The 22,175-nt window shown below is 66.1% G+C and carries 24 protein-coding genes and 1 riboswitch; of the genes, 13 read left to right on the forward strand and 11 right to left on the reverse strand.

Features of this window, described 5'->3' with window-relative positions; all coding sequences use genetic code 11:
• Positions 1-33: 33 nt before the first annotated feature.
• Positions 34-933 carry a LysR family transcriptional regulator gene (locus L879_RS0105580; RefSeq protein WP_027315236.1) on the reverse strand — a complete coding sequence of 300 codons (900 nt, stop codon included), beginning with the start codon at positions 931-933 and terminating at the stop codon, positions 34-36.
• Positions 934-1,021: 88 nt separating this feature from the next.
• On the opposite strand from L879_RS0105580, the gene L879_RS0105585 reads away from it, so the two are divergent.
• Positions 1,022-1,570, forward strand: coding sequence for an NAD(P)H-dependent oxidoreductase (locus L879_RS0105585; RefSeq protein ID WP_027315237.1), 549 nt, complete (start codon positions 1,022-1,024; stop codon positions 1,568-1,570).
• A 12-nt stretch (positions 1,571-1,582) separates the two neighbouring features.
• The gene (locus tag L879_RS0105590) at positions 1,583-1,975 is read left to right on the forward strand and encodes a DUF6220 domain-containing protein (protein ID WP_051435081.1); all 393 of its coding nucleotides are present in this window, start codon (positions 1,583-1,585) and stop codon (positions 1,973-1,975) included.
• A 77-nt stretch (positions 1,976-2,052) separates the two neighbouring features.
• Here L879_RS0105590 and L879_RS0105595 read toward each other — a convergent pair whose 3' ends face one another.
• Positions 2,053-2,919, reverse strand: a complete 867-nt coding sequence (locus L879_RS0105595; protein WP_027315239.1) for an alpha/beta hydrolase — start codon at positions 2,917-2,919, stop codon at positions 2,053-2,055.
• 317 nt (positions 2,920-3,236) lie between these two features.
• Here L879_RS0105595 and L879_RS20590 point away from each other — a divergent pair, with 317 nt between their 5' ends.
• Positions 3,237-4,133, forward strand: a complete 897-nt coding sequence (locus L879_RS20590) for a LysR family transcriptional regulator (RefSeq protein WP_051435082.1) — start codon at positions 3,237-3,239, stop codon at positions 4,131-4,133.
• Here the strand turns inward: L879_RS20590 and mutY are convergent, their stop codons facing one another.
• The gene (mutY, locus tag L879_RS0105605) at positions 4,134-5,261 is read right to left on the reverse strand and encodes an A/G-specific adenine glycosylase (protein WP_027315240.1); all 1,128 of its coding nucleotides are present in this window, start codon (positions 5,259-5,261) and stop codon (positions 4,134-4,136) included.
• 57 nt (positions 5,262-5,318) lie between these two features.
• On the opposite strand from mutY, the gene L879_RS0105610 reads away from it, so the two are divergent.
• The 9 genes from L879_RS0105610 to L879_RS0105650 all read left to right on the forward strand — a co-directional run bounded on the left by L879_RS0105610 (position 5,319) and on the right by L879_RS0105650 (position 13,549).
• On the forward strand, positions 5,319-5,828 hold the full coding sequence (locus tag L879_RS0105610; protein ID WP_245265170.1) for a DUF721 domain-containing protein: 510 nt from the start codon (positions 5,319-5,321) through the stop codon (positions 5,826-5,828).
• Between the two features lie 71 nt (positions 5,829-5,899).
• Positions 5,900-6,538, forward strand: a complete 639-nt coding sequence (locus L879_RS0105615) for a DsbA family protein (RefSeq protein ID WP_027315242.1) — start codon at positions 5,900-5,902, stop codon at positions 6,536-6,538.
• A gap of 45 nt (positions 6,539-6,583) precedes the next feature.
• Entirely contained in the window at positions 6,584-10,042 is a 3,459-nt protein-coding gene (locus L879_RS0105620) for a chromosome segregation SMC family protein (RefSeq protein WP_027315243.1), read from the forward strand.
• 207 nt (positions 10,043-10,249) lie between these two features.
• On the forward strand, positions 10,250-10,621 hold the full coding sequence (locus L879_RS0105625) for an AtpZ/AtpI family protein (protein WP_027315244.1): 372 nt from the start codon (positions 10,250-10,252) through the stop codon (positions 10,619-10,621).
• A 57-nt stretch (positions 10,622-10,678) separates the two neighbouring features.
• Positions 10,679-11,407 (forward strand): F0F1 ATP synthase subunit A, encoded by a 729-nt coding sequence (locus tag L879_RS0105630; protein ID WP_027315245.1) that lies wholly within the window; start codon positions 10,679-10,681, stop codon positions 11,405-11,407.
• Between the two features lie 49 nt (positions 11,408-11,456).
• The gene (locus L879_RS0105635) at positions 11,457-11,681 is read left to right on the forward strand and encodes a F0F1 ATP synthase subunit C (protein WP_027315246.1); all 225 of its coding nucleotides are present in this window, start codon (positions 11,457-11,459) and stop codon (positions 11,679-11,681) included.
• 104 nt (positions 11,682-11,785) lie between these two features.
• On the forward strand, positions 11,786-12,337 hold the full coding sequence (locus L879_RS0105640) for a F0F1 ATP synthase subunit B family protein (protein WP_027315247.1): 552 nt from the start codon (positions 11,786-11,788) through the stop codon (positions 12,335-12,337).
• A gap of 13 nt (positions 12,338-12,350) precedes the next feature.
• Positions 12,351-12,833, forward strand: a complete 483-nt coding sequence (locus tag L879_RS0105645) for a F0F1 ATP synthase subunit B family protein (protein ID WP_183501354.1) — start codon at positions 12,351-12,353, stop codon at positions 12,831-12,833.
• A gap of 65 nt (positions 12,834-12,898) precedes the next feature.
• Entirely contained in the window at positions 12,899-13,549 is a 651-nt protein-coding gene (locus tag L879_RS0105650) for an HAD family hydrolase (RefSeq protein ID WP_027315249.1), read from the forward strand.
• Between the two features lie 18 nt (positions 13,550-13,567).
• Here the strand turns inward: L879_RS0105650 and L879_RS0105655 are convergent, their stop codons facing one another.
• From L879_RS0105655 to gcvT, 6 genes are all read right to left on the reverse strand, one after another.
• Entirely contained in the window at positions 13,568-13,978 is a 411-nt protein-coding gene (locus L879_RS0105655) for a GNAT family N-acetyltransferase (protein ID WP_027315250.1), read from the reverse strand.
• A 62-nt stretch (positions 13,979-14,040) separates the two neighbouring features.
• Positions 14,041-15,612, reverse strand: a complete 1,572-nt coding sequence (gcvPB, locus tag L879_RS0105660; protein ID WP_027315251.1) for an aminomethyl-transferring glycine dehydrogenase subunit GcvPB — start codon at positions 15,610-15,612, stop codon at positions 14,041-14,043.
• Positions 15,612-16,952 (reverse strand): aminomethyl-transferring glycine dehydrogenase subunit GcvPA, encoded by a 1,341-nt coding sequence (gene gcvPA / locus L879_RS0105665; RefSeq protein ID WP_027315252.1) that lies wholly within the window; start codon positions 16,950-16,952, stop codon positions 15,612-15,614. The genes gcvPB and gcvPA overlap by 1 nt, the downstream gene beginning before the upstream one ends.
• 17 nt (positions 16,953-16,969) lie before the next feature.
• Positions 16,970-17,446, reverse strand: coding sequence for an OsmC family protein (locus L879_RS0105670; RefSeq protein WP_027315253.1), 477 nt, complete (start codon positions 17,444-17,446; stop codon positions 16,970-16,972).
• Between the two features lie 14 nt (positions 17,447-17,460).
• The gene (gene gcvH, locus L879_RS0105675; RefSeq protein ID WP_027315254.1) at positions 17,461-17,835 is read right to left on the reverse strand and encodes a glycine cleavage system protein GcvH; all 375 of its coding nucleotides are present in this window, start codon (positions 17,833-17,835) and stop codon (positions 17,461-17,463) included.
• Positions 17,836-17,853: 18 nt separating this feature from the next.
• Positions 17,854-19,002, reverse strand: a complete 1,149-nt coding sequence (gcvT, locus tag L879_RS0105680) for a glycine cleavage system aminomethyltransferase GcvT (RefSeq protein ID WP_027315255.1) — start codon at positions 19,000-19,002, stop codon at positions 17,854-17,856.
• A 163-nt stretch (positions 19,003-19,165) separates the two neighbouring features.
• Positions 19,166-19,261: riboswitch (glycine riboswitch) on the reverse strand.
• 163 nt (positions 19,262-19,424) lie between these two features.
• On the opposite strand from gcvT, the gene L879_RS0105685 reads away from it, so the two are divergent.
• The gene (locus L879_RS0105685) at positions 19,425-20,729 is read left to right on the forward strand and encodes a hemolysin family protein (protein ID WP_035458789.1); all 1,305 of its coding nucleotides are present in this window, start codon (positions 19,425-19,427) and stop codon (positions 20,727-20,729) included.
• A 36-nt stretch (positions 20,730-20,765) separates the two neighbouring features.
• Here L879_RS0105685 and L879_RS20595 read toward each other — a convergent pair whose 3' ends face one another.
• Together L879_RS20595 and L879_RS0105695 are read right to left on the reverse strand one after the other, a co-directional pair.
• On the reverse strand, positions 20,766-21,341 hold the full coding sequence (locus L879_RS20595; protein ID WP_051435083.1) for a hypothetical protein: 576 nt from the start codon (positions 21,339-21,341) through the stop codon (positions 20,766-20,768).
• 27 nt (positions 21,342-21,368) lie between these two features.
• Positions 21,369-21,881: an invasion associated locus B family protein gene (locus L879_RS0105695; RefSeq protein WP_027315257.1), complete on the reverse strand. Its 513-nt coding sequence runs from the start codon at positions 21,879-21,881 to the stop codon at positions 21,369-21,371.
• Positions 21,882-22,175: the final 294 nt, after the last annotated feature.

Here is a 22,175-nt window from a genome sequence, read left to right on the forward strand (position 1 = left end):
GAAGCACGCGATGCCCCAGGCATCGCAGGGCGATTACTCCTCCTGTAGGCAATCCCGGATCAGTTGCGCCACATGCTGAACGGCCATGTCGCTGTCGCGGCGCTTGTGCCAGGCCATGTGAAGCGGAAAGCCCTGAACGGCAATCGGAGGCTCGAAAACGGCAAGCGAAGACTCGTGATCGGGCGGGATGCAATGACGCGGCAGCAGCGCGATCAGGTCTGAGGCTTCGAGCGTCGACGGCACCATCAGGAAACTCGGCATCACGAGACCTACGCGCCTGGAGCGCCCCAGGGATGCAAGTGCTTCGTCAAGAGGGCCGTGCCTGTCGCCTCGCCCTGAGACAAGGATATGAGGATAGGAAAGCCATGCATCGAGGTTGAATCCAGCTGCCGCAGGATGGCCCTTGCGCATGGCCACCACATAGGTCTCCTGCAGCAGTTCGATGCGGTGAAACTGCGAGCCCAAAGGCGGCAGGACCGAAATCGCCAGATCGACATCGCCGCGGGAAAGCCGCTCCGTCACATCGGCAGCCCCATGCCAGGGCATGATCACGAGATCGATTCCGGGCGCGGTATCCCGTAATGGCCCGAAGAGGCTTCGCGTCACGATGACGGCCGGATGATCGGCCATGACCACACGGACCGATTGCCTGATATCCGCCAGAGCGCGCTGGGGCGGATCCAGGATCGTCACGACGGAGGCCAGGACCTCCTTCAAGGGCTCACGCAAGGCCTTCGCCTTCGCCGTCAGCCTCATGCCCCCTCCCGCCCGCTCCAGCAGCGGATCGCCGAAAAGATGGCGGCAGCGGTCGAGGGCGCTCGATGTCGCCGGCTGGGAAAGTCCGAGCCGGATCGCCGCGCGGCTGACATGCGCCTCGTCGAGCACGGCATCCAGAACGACGAGAAGGTTGAGATCGACACTTCTTAAATTCATGAAACGAATAATATCATATATTTTATATCCATTAGATAAATTTTATCGTAGGCCGCAAGCTCCTTCCTGTCATCAACAGGAGGCTGCCATGCCCAATACGCTCATCCTCGTCGCCCACCCCCAGATGGACGCATCGCGCGCCAACAAAGCGCTTCTTGCCGCCGTCGCGGGGCGTCCCGGCATCGCGATCGTCGATCTCTACGGTGCCTCTCCCGGCGGGCGCATCGATGTGGAAGCACAGGTTCGCCATCTTCTCGGTGCCGACCGGATCGTTCTGCAGTTTCCCATGCAATGGTATGCAACCCCATCCCTGCTGAAGGAATGGCAGGATCAGGTGCTGACGCGCATGGTTTATCTGGCCTTCGAACAGGAAGGTCGGCTGCTCAAGGGCAAACCCATTCTGGCTGCGGTCACGGCCGGAGCGCCGGAGAAGGCCTACAGCCCGGAAGGCTACAATCTCTTCTCGGTTGCCGAATTGCTGCGCCCCCTGGAGGCGACCGCCAATCGCTGCGGCCTGCACTGGCAGGAACCCTTCATTGTCTATGACGCGCGCGATGCAAGTGACGAGATACTGGCTCACGCAGGTGATCGTTACGCCAATCGGCTCGGCAATCTCAGCCTCACCCTGGCCGCATGAAAGGAGGGCGCCATGCAAGCCCTGTCCCACCCCCTCCGCCCCAGGCTTCTCCCGGCCATCGTCATCGCTCTGACGTGGATCATCCCGCTCCTGATCGTGACGCAATTCTTTCTCGTCGGACTCGCGATCTTCGCGGACGGGGCCATGTGGAATCTTCATGCCGCCTTGGGCGGGTTCATTGCCATTCCCATCACCACGATGCTGCTGATCGGCCTCGTCAGCACAAGCATGCGCTGTTTGCGCATGCTGAGCATGACGGTCTTTGCCCTTTACCTGCTGCAGATCGTCTGGCTGGCGGTAGGCGAGGTCACAGGCATCGGAGCCTTGCGGGCGGCCCATGCTGCAAATGCCGCGTTGCTTCTCTTGGCGAGTGCAGCTTTGGCTTACCGCACTGGTTCGGCATGACGATGATCGCATTCATGCCAATGCTGCCTTTGCCCATCATGGCCGGGAAGGCCCGGCCATGATGCTTTCTCACACCCTCAATGCGCCGCCAGCCATTGCAGCAGTTCCGCATCGAAGAGAGCGCTCTCTTCGAGCTGCGGCGTATGCCCGCTCTTCTCGAACACGCGGACCGTCAGATCCTTGAAGCGCTCGCGATACGGGGCCCATGTGGCATAGGGCGCGACGAGATAATCGTATCGTCCGAGGGCGAGGAAGACCGGCACGTCGAGCCGGTCCAGGCCATTCGCAATGTCGATATCGCGGAAGATCTCGCCCCAGAGATGGTCGAAGACGGGCATGTTCACATGCACGCCTTCCCACAGGGGCGCGGCGTCGAAGTCATGATCGTACCAGCTTCTTGCGCCCAGCCGGATGCAGAAGGTGATGAAGCGCCTCTCGGGCGCAGCCTCGATCTCGGCGGGAAGAGCCGCGAGATCGCGCGCAAGCTTCGCCTTGCGCGCGGGGCAGACGGATTCCGTCCAGTACTGCTCCGATGCCTCCTGATGCGCGGCGCTGTGGCTCGGCCCCGTGCCGATCACGACCACATGCGACACGTGCTGCGGATAGCGCTTGGCGTATTCGAGCGCCATGTATCCATGGCCGGAATGGCCGATGATGACGATCTTCTCCAATCCCAGATGTCGCCGGACCCGCTCGATATCGTCGAGGACGACATCCAGCGTGTAATCGGAAGAGGTCGCCTCTCCCGACAACCGGGCAAAGCCCCGATGATCGACGAAGATCAATTGCAGCGACTGCCGCAAGTTTTGAGAGAAGACCCGTGGGTAATAGATTGCGCTGCCGATCACAAGAGCGGGCTGACCCTCGCCCTCGACGGAATAGGCCAGCGTGAAAGGGCCTGCGTGAACGGTGCCGCGCGCGACGGCGCGATTGCTGTCAGACATGATGTTTCCTTCATCCATGCGTCATGATCCGGCCGAAACGTCCGTTTCGGCGCGTTGAGAGGTGGCTTGCATGCCACGATGCTCTGCCGGATCCGTCGCTAACGGATGAGGGGCATGGCCGTGTCCTTTCGCGTTCAGGGATGCTTTTGTCTCAAGTGCGAGGCTTTGTGAAGGGCTTCCCCTCCCTCAAAACTGAGGAGGTCCCCCATGCGGCTGGCGGGCTGCGGGCAGGCGTCCCGCAGGCGATGGTGCGGCCCGTCAAACAGGCCGGAACATTCCCCTATGCCGAACCCGGTTCAACGCTTTAGCATCCTTTCATGGCTTCTTCGTCTCTCGACTCCTCTCGCCTCGCCTTCGCCGACCCGTCCTGGGACGACCTGCGGATCTTCCTGGCCGTGGTGGCTCACGGATCGATGAACGCCGCCGCCAGGGCGCTGGGCCAGAGCCAGCCGACCGTCGCGCGGCGCGTCAAGGCGTTGGAGGAAGCCCTCGGGCTCTCCCTTTTCCAGCGCGGCCCGAACAATCTCGAGCTGACGGAGGCCGGGCGGGCCCTTCTCGAAGCCGCTCTCCCCATGGGCGAGGCGGCGGCGGCCGTCACGCGCACGGCGGCGGCCTACAGGCCCGATCCCGACGCACCCGTGCGCGTGACGGCGACCGCCTCGGTCACCATGTTCCTCTCGCTCCACGCGGCGGAGCTGCACGAGGCCGCCGCGCCCGTGGAAATCGCCTATATCCCGACCCGGCAGCGGCTCGACCTCGCATCCGGCGAGGCCGATATCGGCCTGCGGATGCGCAACCTGCCGGAGGGCACGGACGATCTCGTGGCGCGCAGGATCGGGCGGATCGCCTTCGCCATCTATGCGCGCACGGAAAACCCGGAGGCCGTCATCGCCCCGCCGGAGGATCCGACCCTGTCGCGGCAAGCGGCCTATGTGGCCGATTTCGCCAAGGGACGCACGATTGCCGCCCGCATCGGCGACATGCCGATCCGCTATCAGGCCGCGAAGGCGGGCCTGGGCGCAGCCTTCCTGCCCTGCTGGCTCGGAGATGCGGACCCCGACCTCGTCCAGGTACTGAAGCCCGAGGGAGACCTGGTGGAGGACGTGTTCCTCGTGATGCACCGCCGCAGCCGGAGCCGCCCCAACGTGACGCGGGTCGCCGATGCGCTCGCGGCCCTGTTCAAGCGCAATCAGAAGGCGCTCGTCGGCGGGTGATCAGTCCTGCGGCTTCGCCGCGCCCTTCGCAGGCTTCTTTCCCGACGCCTTCGCCCCCGGCAGCTCGCCCAAGGCGTGCGCGAGCACCTTCTTCATGACGCCGGGCAGCGCCTCCTCGTGCAGGTGCAGGCGCGGCGTCCAGCGCATGTCATGAGGAGCGGGCGTGCCTTTGGGCACCTTGGCGAAGAGCACCGTCATCTCCAGCGGGAAATGGGTGAAGACGTGCCGGACCGTGCCCGGCAGGCGCTGCCAGCGGGCCTCGATGGGCGCGTCGAGCACGGCGCGGGAGGGCTCGTAACCCGGCTCCCAGGCGCTCGTCGGCGGCTCTGCCATGCCGCCGAGGAGCCCTTGCGGCGGGCGGGTGCGGAGCAGGATCGTGTCGTCGGCCCGCAGCACCACGAAGGCCGCGCCTTTGCGCAACTGCCCGCTCTCCTTCTTCTGCTTGCGCGGGAAGGTCTCCTGCAGGCCCTCGGCGCGGGCGCGGCAGGGAGCCATCCAGGGACAGAGCGCGCAGGCCGGGCGCTTGGGCGAGCAGATCGTGGCGCCCAGGTCCATGACCGCCTGGGCGAAGTCGCCGGGCCGGTCCTCGGGCACCAGCTCCTCCGTCAGGGAGCGAATTAGGGGCTTGGCCTTGGGCAGCGGCTCCTCGACCAGGAAGATCCGGGACATGACCCGCTCCACGTTGCCGTCCACCGCCGCCGCCTTCTCGTTGAAGGCGATGGCCGCCACGGCGGCGGCCGTGTAGGCACCGATGCCGGGGAGCTTCAAGAGCTCGGCCTCGGTCGCGGGGAAAACCCCGCCATGCGTCTCCACGACCGCCTTGGCGCAGGCGTGAAGATTGCGGGCGCGGGAGTAATAGCCGAGACCGGCCCAGGCCTGCATGACCGATTCCGTCGGCGCCTCGGCCAGCGCCTTCACGGTCGGGAAGCGCTCCAGGAAATTCAGGTAATAGGGCCTGACCGCAGCGACCGTCGTCTGCTGCAGCATGATCTCGGACAGCCAGACGCGGTAGGGATCCGCGACCTCCCCGGGCTTCGCGCGCCATGGCAGATCGCGCCGGTGACGGTCGTACCAGGCGAGGAGGTCCTGCGGGTCGGGCTTGGTGACGCTCGAAGCGGGCGTTAACATGTGACGTGGAATAACGGTCCTGCGCACATATTCCAACGTGGCTTTTGGACATTCAACATGAGACGACCGAGACCCCTGGCCCGCCCCCTCGCCGAATTCCTCGACGTCTGCCTGTCCCCCAGCCTGGCGGCGCAGGGCTTCGCCACCTCGGACATCCTCCTGGCCTGGCCCGACATCGTGGGCGAACGGCTGGCCGCCTTCACCCAGCCCCTCAAGATCGAGTGGAAGCGCAAAGCCCCCCATGCCGATCCGGAAGCCCGGCCCGATCCGGCCACCCTGGTCATCCGGGCGGAAAGCGCCTTCGCCCTGGAACTCCAGCACATGGCCCCGACCATCATCGACCGGGTCAACACCTATTACGGCTGGCGCTGCATCGGGAAGCTGGTGCTGAAACAAGGCCCCGTGCGGCGGGTCGAGAAGAAGCGCCCGGCCCCTCCCGCCATCGCCCCGGCGGACCGGGAAAAGGTCGGCAGGGCCGTCGAGCCCATCGCGGAGGAATCCCTGCGGGCGGCCCTCGACCGGCTGGGCCAGGCGATCGTCAGCTCCGGTTCACGCACGAAAGCGTGAGATATCCGGCGCTTGCCTCGCGAGCGCAGTCATTCTACCGCAGGACGAATTCTCTCAGGAGCCATTCTACGATGATCACCCGGCGTCAGACGCTTCAGCTTCTCGGAACCGCAGCCGCGACGGCTCTTCTCGTCACGGGCGGCCCCGCCTTCGCCCAGAACGTGTCCCCATCGGACCTTGCGGTCCAGGGCCCCCTGGGCGACGTGGCCCTCGGCCCGGAAAACGCCAAGGTGACGATCATCGAGTACGCCTCGCTGACCTGCTCGCATTGCGCCAATTTCCACAAGACCACCTGGCCGGAGCTGAAGAAGCGCTACATCGACACCGGCAAGATCCGGTTCGTCCTGCGCGAGTTCCCGCTGGATCCCCTGGCGACCGCCGGGTTCATGCTCGCCCGCTGCGACGGGAACGAAAAATATTACCCGATCACGGACCTGCTTTTCGAGCAGCAGCGGAACTGGGCCTTTGTGGACAAGCCCCTGGACGCCCTGCGCCAGCTCATGCGGCAGGCCGGTTTTTCACAGGAAAAATTTGACGCTTGCCTCAAGGACCAGAAACTATATGACGCAGTCAACGCGGTGAAGAACCGGGGTATGGAACAGTTCCGTGTGGACTCCACGCCCACTTTCTTCATCAATGGTCAGCGTCACCCCGGAAGCCTGTCGATCGATGAGATTGAGAAGGTCATCAAGCCTCTGCTGGGAGAGTAATCTCCCTCAACCCGCCCCCAGGGAGCGGGACGGGAAGGCGCGTCCATGAAACTGACGCGCCTTCGCATCGCAGGCTTCAAGACCTTCGTCGAGCCGACCGACTTCCTGATCGAGCCGGGCCTGACCGGCGTCGTCGGGCCGAACGGCTGCGGCAAGTCCAACCTCGTCGAGGCCCTGCGCTGGGTCATGGGAGAGAACTCCCACAAGAACATGCGCGCCACGGGGATGGACGACGTCATCTTCTCCGGCTCCGGCAACCGCCCGGCCCGCAATTGGGCCGAGGTGATGCTCACCATCGACAATGCCGAGCGCACGGCGCCCGCCGCATTCAACGATACGGACCTGCTGGAAATCTCCCGCAAGATCGAGCGCGAGGAAGGCTCGACCTACCGGGTCAACGGCAAGGAGGTGCGCGCCCGCGACGTGCAGATCCTTTTTGCCGATGCCGCCACCGGCTCCCGCTCTCCCGCCCTCGTCCGCCAGGGCCAGATCAGCGAGATCATCTCCGCCAAGCCCCAGTCCCGCCGCCGCATCCTCGAAGACGCCGCCGGTATCGCGGGCCTCCATGCCCGCCGCCACGAGGCGGAGCTGCGCCTGAAGGCCGCAGAGGACAACCTGGTCCGCGCCGAGGACGTGATCCGCGAGCTGGAAAGCCAGATCGAGAGCCTGAAGCGCCAGGGCCGCCAGGCCTCACGCTACAAGAACCTCTCCGCCGAGATCCGCCGTCTCGAAGCGCTGATGTACGCCATCAGCTTCGCCGAGGCGCGGGAGCAGGCCGCCGCGGCGGAACGTCAGGTGGCCGACGACCTCAAGGCCGTGGCCGACGCCACCGAGGAGCAGACCCGGGCCGCCACCGCCCAGGCCGTCGCCGCCCATGCGATTCCCGCCCTGCGCCAGGAGGAGGCCGCCGCCGCCGCCGCCCTGCAGCGGCTCACCCATGCCCGCAACGAGCTCGAATCGGAGGAGCGGCGCTCCAAGGACCGCGTTACCGAGCTCGAGCGCCATATCGGCGATCTCAACCGCGACATCGCCCGCGAGGCCGCCCAGCGCACGGATGCGGAGGCCACCATCGAGCGCCTCCAGTCCGAGGCCGCTGAAATCGCCCAGACCTCCGACGGAGCGGACGATGCCCGCACCGAGGCCGAGGAGCGCCTTCATACCGCCGAGGCGGAACTCGCCGAGGCCGAGGCCGCCCTGAGCGCCCTCCAGGCCCAGACCTCCGACCTCAACGCCCGCCGCGCCGCCCTGGAGCGCGCCGTGCGCGAGGAGATGGAGCGCGCCGCCCGTTTCCGCTCCGAGAAGGAGCGCCTCGAACGCGAGATCGCGGCCCTGTCCGCGTCACCGGAGGATGGCCCCTCCCTCGACGACCTGCGCGAGGACGCGGCGATCGCCGAGGAGACCGCCCAATCCGCCGAAGAGGCCGTGATCGAGGCCCGTGAAGCTCTCGCGGCAGCCCGCGAGGCGGAGAACCGCCTGCGCCAGCCCCTCAACGAGACCGAGCGCAAGGCGCAGCGCCTGGAGACCGAGGCGCTGACGCTCGCCAAGCTCGTCACCTCGGCCACCGGCGACCTCTGGCCCCCGGCCCTGGACCAGATCACCGTCGAGAAGGGCTACGAGACGGCGCTCGGCGCCGCCCTGGGCGACGACCTCGAAGCCTCCACCAACCCCTCCGCTCCGGCACATTGGGAAATGACCGGCGCCGGTGAGGGCGACCCCGCCCTTCCGGACGGCGTCCGCTCGCTTGCCGATCTGGCCCGCGCCCCCGCCGAGCTTCAGCGCCGCCTGCGCCAGATCGGCGTGGTGAGCAAGGCCGACGGGCTGCGCCTGCGCGGCCTCCTGAAGCCCGGCCAGCGGCTGGTGTCTCAGGAAGGCGACCTGTGGCGCTGGGACGGCTTCACCACCGCGGCGGAAGCGCCCTCTCCCGCGGCCCGGCGCCTCGCCGAGAAGAACCGCCTGGGCGACCTGGAACGCGAGGCCGCGGAAGCCCGCGAGGAAGCCGAGCATCTGCGACATGAGGCGGAAGCCGCGCTCGACGCCGTGCGCCGGGCCGCCTCGCACGAAATGCAGGCCATCGAGGCCGCGCGCCAGGCGCGCCAGGCCCTCGATTCCGCCCGGACCCGCCTTGCCGCCGCCGAGCGCAAGGATGCCGAGCTCGGCCAGCGCCGCTCGGCCCTTCAGGAAGGCCTGACCCGCCTCTCCGAGAGCGAGGCGGAGGCCCTGGAGCGCGTGCAGGATGCCGAGAGCGCCCTGCAGGACCTCGCCCCCGCGCCGGATCTCGAAAGCCGCCTGCTCGAGGAACGTACCCGCGTCGCCGAGCGCCGGGCCGCCGCCTCGGAGGCGCGGGCCGCCGTGCAGGCGCTCCTGCACGAATCCGAGCTGCGCCGCCGCCGGCAGGACGCTCTCGCCGCCGATATCCGCCTCTGGACCGAACGCGCCGCCCGCGCCGCCAAGGCCTTCGAGGACCTCGGCGAGCGCCTCGAACGGGCCCAGGACGAGCATCAGCGCCTGCTGGAGGCTCCCGATACCTATCTCCAGCGCCGCCGCGCCCTCATCGCCGAGGTCGAGGAGGCGGAGGCGAAGCGCAAGGAGGCCGCCGACCGGCTGGCCGATGCGGAGACGAGTCTCGCCGAATCGGACCGGGTGGCCCGCGCAGCCCTGGAAGCGCTCGCCGCCGCCCGCGAGGCCCGCGCCGGCTCCCAGGCCCGTCACGAGGCCGCCGTGGCGCGCCTTGCGGAGATCACCCGCACCATCGCCGAGAATCTCGAAACGACCCCGGCCGGGCTCATCGTGCTCGCCGGCCTGAAGGAGGCGACGGAGCTTCCTTCCCACACGGAGATCGAGTCGAAGCTCCACTCCCTCAAGAGCGACCGGGAACGCCTAGGCGCGGTGAACCTGCGCGCCGACGAGGAGCTCACCGAACTCGAGACCAAGTACAACGGAATCGCCACGGAGCGGGACGACCTCGTCGAGGCCATCAAGCGCCTGCGCCAGGCCATCGGCAGCCTCAACCGCGAGGGCCGCGAGCGGCTGCTGGCCGCCTTCGACGTGGTGAACGACCATTTCAAGCGCCTCTTCACCACCCTCTTCGGCGGCGGCACGGCGGAGCTGACCCTGGTCGATTCGGACGATCCGCTGGAGGCGGGCCTCGAAATCCTCGCCCGCCCGCCGGGCAAGAAGCCCCAGAGCATGACCCTGCTCTCCGGCGGCGAGCAGGCGCTCACCGCCACCGCCCTGATCTTCGCCGTGTTCCTCACGAATCCCTCGCCGATCTGCGTGCTGGACGAGGTGGACGCGCCGCTCGACGACGCCAACGTGGAGCGTTACTGCGATCTTCTGGAGGAGATGGCGCGCCAGACCGAGACCCGGTTCGTGGTCATCACCCACAACCCCATCACCATGGCGCGGATGGACCGGCTCTTCGGCGTCACCATGGCCGAGCGGGGCGTGTCGCAGCTGGTCTCCGTCGACCTGCAGAGCGCCGAGCGCATTCTTGAGGTGGCCTAAGGCTTTCAGCCCCGCCACGCTTCGGCCCCAAAAACATGTGCGCTTTCCCCCTCCGCATGCCTGGAAACGGCTTTTCTAATTCTATTTCAAAGACTTATATCTTTTCAGACGGTCCTTGACAGGGGGGACCCCCGCTCATATGTTGCGCCCGGCTTTCGGGGCCAGGCTTCCAAGCACTTTTCCCGCAACGCTTTTCAGGAGATCGCAATGGCGGACCCTCACGAGCGGAACGGCGAGAATGAGCGGAAACCGGACAGCACCGATGACGCCAACCTATCGGCGAGGCTGAAATCTCTCGATGCACGGATCTCTCAAGCATCCGCGCAACGGGCAGAAGCAGAGCCCCGTCCCCGCTCTAAGACCGACTCCAGTGCAATCGGCCAGGCGTTTCGCTATTCGGCCGAATTCGTTTCAGGGGTCATCGCCGGCGGGATCGTAGGATGGCTCGTCGATCGCCTGTTCGGCATCTCTCCTTGGGGACTCATAATTTGTCTCATCCTCGGCTTCTGCGCCGGCATGCTCAACCTTCTGAGAGCGTCCGGCACGATCAAGCCGGCCCGGTATGACGACAAAAAGTGACGCCTGACCTTTGAAGAGCAGACAGGCAGCGAACAACAGCGAGTTTGAGAGCGGATCATGGCGAGCCCGATCGAGCAATTCCAGGTCAAGCCCATTATTCCGATCATCAATTTCACCAATTCGTCGCTGTTCATGATCGGCGCCGCGGGCCTCATCGTCGGCGGCCTGCTCTACGCCACGCGCAAGCGCGCGCTGGTGCCGGGCCGCGCCCAGTCGGTCGCTGAAATCCTGCACGATTTCGTGGCCACCACGCTCACGGATACGACCGGCCGCGAGGGAATGAAGTTCTTCCCCTTCGTGTTCTCGCTCTTCATGTTCGTGCTCACAGCCAACCTGCTCGGCATGATCCCCGGCTTCTTCACCGTCACCAGCCAGATCGTCGTGACCTTCGCGCTCGCGTTCCTGGTGATCGGCACCGTCATCATTTACGGCTTCGTGGCGCACGGCCTGCACTTCCTGCACCTGTTCACGCCGTCGGGCGTGCCGGGCTGGCTCCTGCCCTTCATCACCGTCATCGAGATCATCTCCTTCCTGTCCCGCCCGATCTCGCTGTCCTTGCGTCTTTTCGCCAACATGCTCGCGGGCCACATCGCCCTGAAGGTGTTCGGCGGCTTCGTCGTTTCCCTCGGCACCGCCGGGATCGGCATCGCGCTCCTTTCCCCTCTTCCGCTTCTCATGGCGGTTGGTCTTACGGCGCTCGAGTTCCTCGTCGCCGCGTTGCAGGCCTACGTCTTCACGGTGTTGACCTGCATCTACCTCAACGACGCCCTGCATCCGGGACACTAAGGCTCGGCGTCGTCCTTTCTCTCTCCCGATCATCACCTAGGAGATCACGATGGATCCTATCGCTTTCAAGTACCTCGGCGCGGGCCTGGCCTGCTTCGGCATGGGCCTCGCCGCTCTCGGCGTCGGCAACATCTTCGGCAACTTCCTCTCGGGCGCCCTGCGCAACCCGTCGGCTGCCGACGGCCAGTTCGCTCGCGCGTTCATCGGTGCGGCGCTCGCGGAAGGTCTCGGCATCTTCTGCCTCGTCGTCGCCCTTCTCCTGCTGTTCACCTAATCCACGTCATTCGGTGATCGGGAGAGCAAGGCGCATGCCGCGCCTTGCTTGAGACAGTGACGGCGGCCCGACCGCCGTCATTTACACATTCCAGGACCATATCCATGGCTCAGGCTCAGACCACCCAGGCTGGTACGGAAGCGCACGGCGGCGCCCACGCTGCGGATGCCACCTTTCCGCCCTTCGCGACGGAAACCTTCGCCGGCCAGATCATCTGGCTCGCGATCACCTTCGTGGTGCTCTACACCCTTCTTTCCAAGCTCGTCCTGCCGCGTCTTTCCGGCATCATCGAGAACCGCCGCGCCCTGATCGCGAAGGATCTCGACGAGGCCGCCGCCATGAAGACCCGCGCGGAAGAAGCGGGCTCGGCTTATGAAAAGGCACTGGCCGAAGCCAAGGGCCGTGCGCAGGCTCTCGCTCAGGAGACCCGCGCCAAGCTCGCCGCCGAGAGCGACGCCAAGCGCAAGGCGCTCGAAGCCGACCTCAACAAGCGTCTCGCCGAAGCCGAGGCCACCATCGCGGCCAAGAAGACCGAGGCCATGGGCCATGTCCGCGGCATCGCCGCCGAGACGGCGACGGCCATCGTCGAACGGCTGACCGGCAAGGCCCCTGCCCCGCAGGTGGTCGAAGCCGCCCTCGATCAGACCAAGGCGTAAGGAGAGCCCCATGCTGGCCAATCCAACCTTCTGGGTCGCCGTCGCCCTTGCCATCTTCATCGGCGTTCTCGTCTATTACGGGGTGCCCGGCAACGTCGCGAAGCAGCTCGACAGCCGCGGGAAGCGCATCGCCGACGAACTCGCCGAGGCCAAGCGCCTGCGCGAGGACGCCGAGAAGCTCCTCAAGGAATACGAGGCGAAGCGCGCCGCCGCCGAGCGTGAAGCCGCCGACATCGTCTCCACCGCCCGCGAGGAGGCCGAGCGCCTCGCCCGCGAAGCGCAGGAGAAGATGGCCGACTTCGTGAAGCGCCGCACCGCCTCCGCCGAGGCGAAGATCGCCCAGGCCGAGGCTCAGGCTTCCGCAGAGGTCCGCGCCGCCGCCGTCGACGTCGCGATCAAGGCCTCCGAGCGCGTTCTGCGCGAGCAGATCACCGGCCCGACCGCCGCCTCGCTCGTCAGCGCCAGCCTCAGCGACGTGCGCAAGAATCTTCAGTAAGCTTCCTGACGTCGACAACGATTCAAAGGCCGCCCTCCGAGGCGGCCTTTTTGCTGGAGAACGCCATGCTCTTGATCTTCGATTGCGACGGTGTCCTGGTGGATTCCGAGGCGCTCGCCTGCCAGGTCGATGCGGACCTTCTGACCGGACTGGGATTTCCCTATACCGTTGACGCGATCAAGCGCCAGTTCGTCGGGGTGAGCTTCAAGGACATGGTGGCGCAAATCGAGGCCGAGCACCGCCGCGCCCTTCCTGCGGATTTCGGCGAGCGAATGGACAAGGTTCTGTTCGCCCGCTTCGAGGCGGAGTTGCAGCCCATCGAGGACGTGCGAGCGGCCATTCTGGCCCTCCCCCATTCCCGCTGCGTCGCATCCTCCTCCACGCCCGCCCGAATCGCGTTGTCGCTGCGCGTCACCGGCCTCGACGACCTGTTCGAGCACGTCTTCAGCGCGACGCAGGTCGCACGCGGGAAACCCGCTCCCGATCTGTTTCTCCATGCGGCGAGCCGCATGGGCCGGCCAAGCGATGAATGCATCGTGATCGAGGATTCGCCTGCAGGCGTGCAGGGAGCGATTGCCGCCGGAATGCGCGTGATCGGCTTCACGGGCGGCGGGCATTGCGGCCCCGACCATGCGGAGAAGCTCCGGCAGGCGGGAGCGTCCACGATCATCGGGCGGATGGCGGATTTACCGCACGTCGTGAAGAGCATCGGTTGAGCGGCGCCGCCTGTCGGGTCAGCTCAGATCGAGCGACATGCCCAAGCCCCGCGTCGGCCTGAAGCCGAACCGCTCATAGAGGCTCTGCGCCCGCCGCACGGCGATCAGGCTGATATAGGCGCTGTCCGGCGCGTGCGCCTTCAGATGCTCCACAAGCGCGCGCATGATGCACTGACCCAAGCCCTTGCCCTGGTGCCTTGGATCGACCGCCATATCCACGATCTGGAAGAAGCACCCACCGTCGCCGATGATGCGCCCCATGCCGACGACCTCTTTCTGGTGCGCCACGAGAACGCCGAACCACGTATTCGGCAATCCCGCCGCAGCCGCTTCCTGCGTGCGCCCGCCCAATCCGGCGGCGACGCGCAGACGAACATAATCGTCGACGCTCGGAATGCCTGCGGCAAGCTCATAACCAAGTGGCGCCATGATGGTCATGGCGCCACTTTATATCAGTCGAGTTCCAGCTCAAGCCGTGAGAAGTGCGAGCCCTACTCTGCAGCCTCGGCCACCGGCGACGGCGGCGTCCATTTCAGGATCGGGTTGCGGGCGGCGCGGGTTTCGTCCAGGCGGCGGCGCGGGGCATGATGTGGGGCGCCGGTGAAGCGCTCCTTGTCGTTGCCCGTCTTCGCGGCCATGGCGAGATCGCGCAGAGTCGCGATGAAGAGGTCGAGCGACGCCTTCGATTCGGATTCCGTCGGCTCGATCAGCATCGCACCGTGCACCACCAGCGGGAAGTACATGGTCATCGGGTGATAGCCCTCGTCGATCATGGCCTTCGCGATATCGAGCGTGGTCACGCCCGTATCCTTCAGCCACGCATCGTCGAACAGCACCTCGTGCATGCACGGCTTGTTGCCGAAGGGCAGCGACATGAGGTCGGACAGGCCCGCGCGGATATAGTTGGCGTTGAGCACGGCGTCTTCCGAGGCCTGCTTCATGCCGTCCGAGCCATGCGAGAGCATGTAGGAGAGCGCGCGCACATACATGCCCATCTGGCCGTGGAACGCTGTCATGCGGCCGAAAGGCTTCTCGTCCGTGTCGGAGGCCTGCTCCACCAGCTCGAACCCGTTCTTGCCCGCGCGCACGAACGGCACGGGCGCGAAGGGCGCGAGGCGCTCGGAGAGCACCACGGGGCCGGAGCCCGGGCCGCCGCCGCCATGCGGCGTCGAGAAGGTCTTGTGCAGGTTGATGTGCATGGCGTCGACGCCGAGATCGCCCGGCTTCGCCTTGCCCACGATGGCGTTGAAGTTCGCGCCGTCGCAATAGAAGTAAGCGCCCACATCGTGGATCGCCTTGGCGATCTCCACCACCTGCGGCTCGAAGAGACCGCAGGTATTGGGATTCGTGAGCATGATCGCGGCGACATCGGGGCCGAGAAGCTTCTTCACGTCCTCCACATGCACGGAGCCGTCGTCACGGGCCGGAACCGGCTTCACCACGAAGCCGATCAGCGCCGCGGTCGCAGGATTCGTGCCATGCGCGGAATCGGGCACGAGCACCACGTTGCGCGTCTTGCCCTCGCCTTTCGCCTCGATGGCGGCCTTGATCGCCATCATGCCGCAGAGCTCGCCATGCGCGCCGGCCTTCGGCGAGAGCGCCACGGCCTTCATGTTGGTGAGCGTCATCAGATAGCGCCCGAGCTCGCTCATGAGTTCCAGTGCGCCCTGCACGGTCGAGACCGGCTGGAGCGGATGCACGTCCGAGAAACCCGGCAGACGCGCCATGCGCTCATTCAGACGCGCATTGTGCTTCATGGTGCAGGAGCCGAGGGGGAAGAGGCCCGTATCGATGCCGTAGTTCATCTGAGACAGGCGCACATAATGGCGCATGGTCTCGGGCTCGGAGAGACCCGGCAGGCCGATGGCCTCCTTGCGCTCCAGCCCGCCGAGGCGCGGCGTGAAGGCTTCCGGCTCGTCGATGTCGACGCCCGTCGTGTCATGACGGCCGATCTCGAAGAGCAGAGGCTCGATCTGCGCCAGCGCCTTGTTGCCGGTGAAGGTCGGATGCGCCTGGGTGCCGGCTTCTCCGGCGGCGGTGGGACGTCCCTGACGGTTCAACATCACAGAACCTCCTTCAAGGCGGCGACGAAGGCCGCGCGATCATCATCGGTGTTCACTTCGGTGGAGGCCACGAGAAGCAGGTTTTCCAGGTCGGCGCCGGGCAGCAGGCGCGAGACGGGCACGCCCGCGAGCACGCCCTTCCTGGCGAGCGCTTCGACGACTTCAGCCGCGGGCTTTGACAGCTTCACGGTGAACTCGTTGAAGAAGGACTTGTTGAGAACCTCGACGCCCTTCACCCCTGCCAAAAGATCGGCGAGCTTGATCGCGTTCGCATGGTTCACGCGGGCAAGGCGCTTCAGGCCTGCCTCGCCAAGCAGCGTCATGTGAATGGTGAAGGCGAGCGCGCAAAGCCCCGAATTGGTGCAGATGTTCGAGGTTGCCTTGTCGCGGCGGATATGCTGCTCGCGGGTCGAGAGCGTGAGCACGAAACCGCGATTGCCGTCCGCATCCACCGTCTCGCCGCAGAGGCGGCCCGGCATCTGGCGGATGAACTTCGACTGCGTGGCGAAAAGGCCCACATAGGGGCCACCGAAATTCAGCGCGTTGCCGATGGACTGGCCCTCGCCGACGACGATGTCGGCGCCCTGGCTGCCGGGAGACGCGACGAGACCGAGCGACACCACTTCCGTGAACACGGCGATCAGCAGCGCACCATGCTTGTGCGCCTTCTCAGCGATGGGCCTCAGATCGCGCAGGTTGCCGAACACGTCCGGCGACTGCACGACCACACAGGAGGTCTCGTCGTCGATCTGCGAGAGGATGTCCTCGTTGCCCGCCACGTCCGGCTTCATGGTGACGACAGCATCGCTCGCCATGTCGGAGAGCGTGCGCACCACTTCGGCGTAATGCGGATGCAGGCCGCCGGAGAGCACGGCCTTGCGGCGCTTGGTGACACGATGCGCCATTAGCACCGCCTCGCCCGTGCCGGTAGAGCCGTCATACATGGAGGCGTTCGCCACCTCCATGCCGGTGAGCGCGGCGACCTGCGTCTGGAACTCGAACAGGTATTGCAGCGTGCCCTGAGCGATCTCCGGCTGATACGGCGTATAGCTTGTCAGAAACTCGGAGCGCTGGATCAGGTGATCGACGGTGGCCGGCACATGGTGCTTGTAGGCGCCCGCGCCCACGAAGAACGGCACAGATGAAGCCGTGACGTTCCTGGACGACATGCGGGAGAGGATACGTTCGACCTCCAGCTCGCCCTTGCGGCGCGGCAGGTCGACCGGTTCCTTCAGGAGCAGGTTCTTCGGCACGTCGGCGAACAACTCGTCGACATTCTTGACACCGATGCGCGCGAGCATCTCGCTGCGGTCGGTGTCGGAGAGAGGCAAATAACGCATCGGCTGAAAACCTTGGGTTAGTGCGAGGGAATGCCCTTCACCACGATCTCCGTGAGAACGGAGTTGGCGATGAAGCACTCCTTGTGGGCGAGGTGATGCATCTCGGCGATCTGCTCAGGGCTGGGGATCCTGTCGCCCGAAAATTCGATCACCGGATCGAGCGTGATCCTGGAGACGAAGAGCTTGCCCTCTTGGTTCGGCGTCATCACGCCGAGAGCCTTGTCCTTGTAGGAGTCGATCACGAAGCGCTTCTTGGCGGCGATCGAGAGGAAGGTCAGCATGTGGCAGCTCGACGCTGCCGCAACGAAGGCTTCCTCGGGATCCACCGCATCTTCGCGGGATAAGGGAAGCGGCACCACGGAAGGCGATGCCGAGCCCATGAATTCGATGCCGCCGTCGAACGACCATCGATGTCCGCGGCTGTACTTGTTGTCGGAGAAGGCCTCGCCCTCTCCGCGCGTCCACAGAACCGTGGCCGTATATTCGTGCGCCATCGAAGTGCCCTTCCTTAGGAAATCGACTTCACGAATTCCTGGTACTGCTCTTCGGTCATGAGGCCGTCGAGCTCGCTCGGATTCGTGAGGCGGAGCTTCAGGAACCAGCCGCGGCCGGCGGGATCCTCGTTGACCGTGCCGGGGGCGGCTTCGAGGTCGCTGTTGACCTCGACGACCTCGCCGGAGACCGGAGCGTAGACTTCGCTCGCAGCCTTCACGCTCTCGACGACGGCTGCTTCATCGCCCTTCGAGAGAGACTTGCCGACGCTCGGCAGTTCCACGAAGACGACGTCGCCCAGCTGGCTCTGAGCGTAGTCGGAAATGCCGACGATACCGGCATCGCCTTCGACGCGGATATATTCGTGATCCTTGGTGTAACGCGTGGTCATGATTGCTTCCCCTTAAGATTAGCGCTTGTAGCGATGCGGTGCGAACGGCATGGCCGCGACCTTGGCGGGCAGCGGCTTGCCGCGAACGACGAGATGAAGATCCGTGCCGATGGCGGACACGTCCTTGGCGACGTAGCCCATGGCGACCGGGCCATTGACCGTGGGGCCGAAGCCGCCGGAGGTCACGATGCCGACCTCGCGGCCGTCGGGCGTGGTGATGATCGTGCCCTCGCGGGCCGGAGCACGGCCCTCAGGCTTGAGGCCGACACGCACGCGGGCGGGACCGTCCTTGATCTCGCGCTGAACGCGTGCGGCGCCGGGGAAGCCTCCCTCCTCGCGGCGGCGCTTCTGGATCGACCAGATCAGGCCCGCCTCGATGGGCGAGGTGGTGGTGTCGATATCGTGACCGTAGAGGCACAGGCCCGCTTCGAGGCGCAGCGAATCGCGGGCGCCGAGGCCGATGGGCTTCACTTCGGGATCGGCCAGAAGCTTGTTCCAGAGCGTAGGCGCATCCTTGCCGTGACAGGAAAGCTCGAACCCGTCCTCGCCGGTGTAGCCGGAGCGGGAGACATGGCACCAGATTCCGCCGATCTGCACATCCGCGGACATCATGAAGGCAAGAGCTGCCGCCTCCGGCGCGAGCTTGGCCAGCACGGCTTCGGCGGACGGCCCCTGCAGGGCCATCAGGCCCAGATCGTCCTTGCGCCGCAACGCGACGCCCTTCGGCAGGCGGGCCTCGATATGAGCATAATCCGCCTCCTTCATGGAGGCGTTCACGACGAGATAGAGCCAGCCCTCATGGCCAGGCGCTCCGACGCGGGTGACCATCAGGTCGTCGAGGATGCCGCCGTCCTCGGAGAGCAGCTGCGAGTAGCGCTGCTGGTTCGGCTTGAGGCCCTGCACATCCGCCGGGATCAGTGCCTCGAGCGCCCTGGCCACCGTCTCGTGGCTCTTGTCCTCTGCGAAGAGGAAAGCCTGGCCCATATGCGACACGTCGAACAGGCCCGCATGCTCGCGGGTCCAGTTGTGCTCGGTCAGGATGCCGGAGGGATACTGGACCGGCATGTCGTAGCCCGCGAAGGGCACCATCCGGGCGCCAAGGGCCACATGCTCGGCATGAAGCGGGGTTTTCAGGAGCGGCTCGTCGCTATGGGCAGGCTCGGCCATTGGTATCCCTCAAAGGTGCGCGTTCCATCGAGCCTTGCGGCCCGTTGCTTTGCGCCCCCTCTGTCCCGAGACCTGAGAGATTTCCCTTTCGCGCCATGAAGCGCCCAGGTTACGCCCGTCGGTGGGCGACATTTCTCGAAACGTCGCCGCTTTCCAGAGTGCCAGCTCCCGCGCGGTCCTTTGGCCTGAGCGTTTCCGGGGCGGTTGCGCCTTCGGCGCCGGACTTGAGAAGAAGTCCGGTCTCTTCCGCGGGGATCATCGGCTGGGATTAAGCTCTGAAGAGGAAATGCGGTCCTGTCAACAAATCAGGGCATCCCTGTTCACCCTTTAATTGACGCGGCCTCCTCCAGGCTCCATTTTAGGGCCACCTGTCACAGAAGGGGAGAAGCGCGGCCCGATCCGGTCAGCAGCTCCTGAATTCGTTGCTCGAACTGATCATCGCTCTTGCTCTCGTCGCCCTGAACGGCGTCTTCGCTCTTTCGGAACTCGCTATCGTCTCCGCCCGGCGGCCCCGCCTCAAGGCCATGGCCGAGCAGGGCCGCTCCGGAGCCAACACGGCCCTGACCCTCATGGAGGATTCGGGGCGCTTCCTGTCCACGGTCCAGATCGGCATCACCCTCGTCGGCATCCTGGCCGGTGCCTTCTCGGGCGCGGCCCTGGGCGACCGGCTGACCCAGTTCTTCCTGGCCCAGGGCATGCCGGAGGGGGCCGCCCAGCCCCTCGGCTACGGTCTCGTGATCGGCGTGATCACCTATCTCTCCATTGTCATCGGCGAGCTCGTGCCCAAGCAGCTCGCGCTGCGCCATCCGGAGGGCATCGCCTGCACGATGGCGCCGATGATGCTCGTCTTGTCCAAGGTCGCCGGCCCCGCCGTGTGGCTGCTCAACGCTTCCACGGGGATGATCTTCCGCCTCTTCGGGACGAAGTCGGACGACGGTTCGACCGTCACCGAGGAGGAGATCAAGATGCTCGTCGGCGAGGCCGAGAGCGCCGGCGTGATCGAGGAGGAGGAGCGGCGCATGATTTCGGGCGTGCTCCGCCTCGGCGACCGGACGGTGCGCGGGCTCATGACGCCCCGCACGGACGTGGACTGGATCGACCTGGACGACGACCATGAGGCGATCCGCCAGGCGCTGATCGAAACCTCGCATTCGCGCCTGCCGGTCAGCGAGACCACGCCCGACAACGTGATCGGCGTCGTCCACTCGCGGGAGCTCCTGGCGGCCATGCTGTCGGGCCAGCCCCTCGACATCCGCAAGCACGTGCTGCGCGCGCCCGTCATTCCGGACACGCTCTACGCCCTGGACGCCCTGGCGATCCTCAGGGACTCGGAGGTGCCCATGGCCCTCGTCCATGACGAGTACGGCCATTTCGAGGGGGTTGTGACCCCGGCGGACGCCCTGGAGGCGATCGTCGGCGCCTTCCGCTCCGACGGCGAAGCGCCCGAACCCGATGCGGTCCGGCGCGAGGACGGCTCATGGCTGCTTGCGGGGTCCATGCCCGTGGACGAAATGGCCGAGGTTCTCGGGGTCACGCTGCCGGAGGCCCGCAGCTACCACACGGTGGGCGGTCTCGTGATCAGCGAGCTTCAGCACCTGCCGACGACGGGCGAGCACGTGGAAACCTTCGGCTGGCGCTTCGAGGTCATCGATCTCGACGAGCGCCGGATCGACAAGGTGCTGGCCATTCCGTTGAACCAGAGAGCGGGCGCAGCCGCTCTCTATTGATCGGCCAAATTGATCGGCCACGCGGCCTTCGCGGCGTTAGCCGCGACGGCCGGCGGGGGCGCGGCCTCCGAGGCCGACCTCGATCTTGAAGCTGTTGGCGCTGGCGGCGGGAACCACGATTCCGTCCTCGATCACCGAGACGGTCGTCTGGGTCTGGCCGGCCGGGATCGCCGCCGCAGCCCGGCGGGAGCGGTTGGCGAAGACGGTCGAGCCATCCCGGACCACGATCTGGACCGGCACGTCATAGCGGCCGGCGGAACCGCCGACACCCAGGAGCGCCCGGGCCTCGACGCCGACCTTGACGACGGTCGAGCCGTCCGTCTGGCCGATGCATTCGCGGGCGACGTCGCTCAAGGAGACCTGGCTGCGGATGGAGGCGCCCTCGCCCCCGCCCCGGACCTGGAGGGCCGCGCCGCCGTCCACCACGTCGACGGTCGGGCAATAGACGTCCCGGATCTCCGCAGCCTGGGGCGGCGCCTGGGTTGTTCCCGCCGTGAGCAGCATGTCGCCTACGCCGAACCCGCCTTCTCCCGGCGCTCCGCAGGCCGTCAGGGCCGTCAGGCCCAGCGCTGCGAGCGACCATCCGGCCTTCCGGCCCCATCCATTCGTCATGGTGTCCCCCACCCTTGTCTTTACATCTTACGGAAGGGCATCGAACCCAGCCGCGAACCCGTTCAGGGACACGGGAATCCCGATCCCCTCCTCCGGCGTCTGGAAGACGATGAAGGTGGCCGAGCGGCCGGTCTTCATCTGCTCGACCAGGCTGTCCTCCATCACGACCTCGGCGACGCACCCGGAGGCCAGGCAGCGGACGAATCCCGCCCGGCCGATATCCGTCTGGTCGATCTTGAGGCCCAGGCCCGAGGGCAGCAGAATACCCAGCGGCGCAACGACGCGCAGGAGGCGGCTTTTGCCGTCGGCGGTTTTCAACATGATAATGACGAGGGTGACGTTCGGTCGGTCCTCGGCGACAACGTTCTGCACGAGGGCGCATTGCTCCGCCGTAGCGCCGGCCGGGATCTCGCACCGCATCTGCCAGTCGCCGAACGTGTTCTTGACCATGCCCTGAGCGCCGGCGCCGCTGGCCCCGAACAGGGCGGACAGCCCCAGGAATGCGGCCACGCCACGGCGAACCCACTGCGATGCGCCCATCGGTTTCTCCATTCGTTAACCCTGCGGAGGGAGTCGCGGCGCGCCGCCGCTCCGATCCATCGTTGGCCCGTTGGGACCATGGCAGGGGGCGCGATGTCAAGCGAGAGGGCCGCTTTCGGGCCCCGAAACGCGTTTTGGCGGTTATGACGCATAAATTGAGGCGACTGAACCGTTGCGCTTCAGTCGATCCTGTGATCTTTGACGCAGATCAAAGGTGATGGCGCAAGCCGGGCGCCGCTTTTCGTGCGCCCGCGCCTTCCCCGATGCTTTCATGGCCCCCGGCCATCACATCTT

The organism is Microvirga flocculans ATCC BAA-817, assembly GCF_000518665.1.
GTDB lineage: Bacteria > Pseudomonadota > Alphaproteobacteria > Rhizobiales > Beijerinckiaceae > Microvirga > Microvirga flocculans.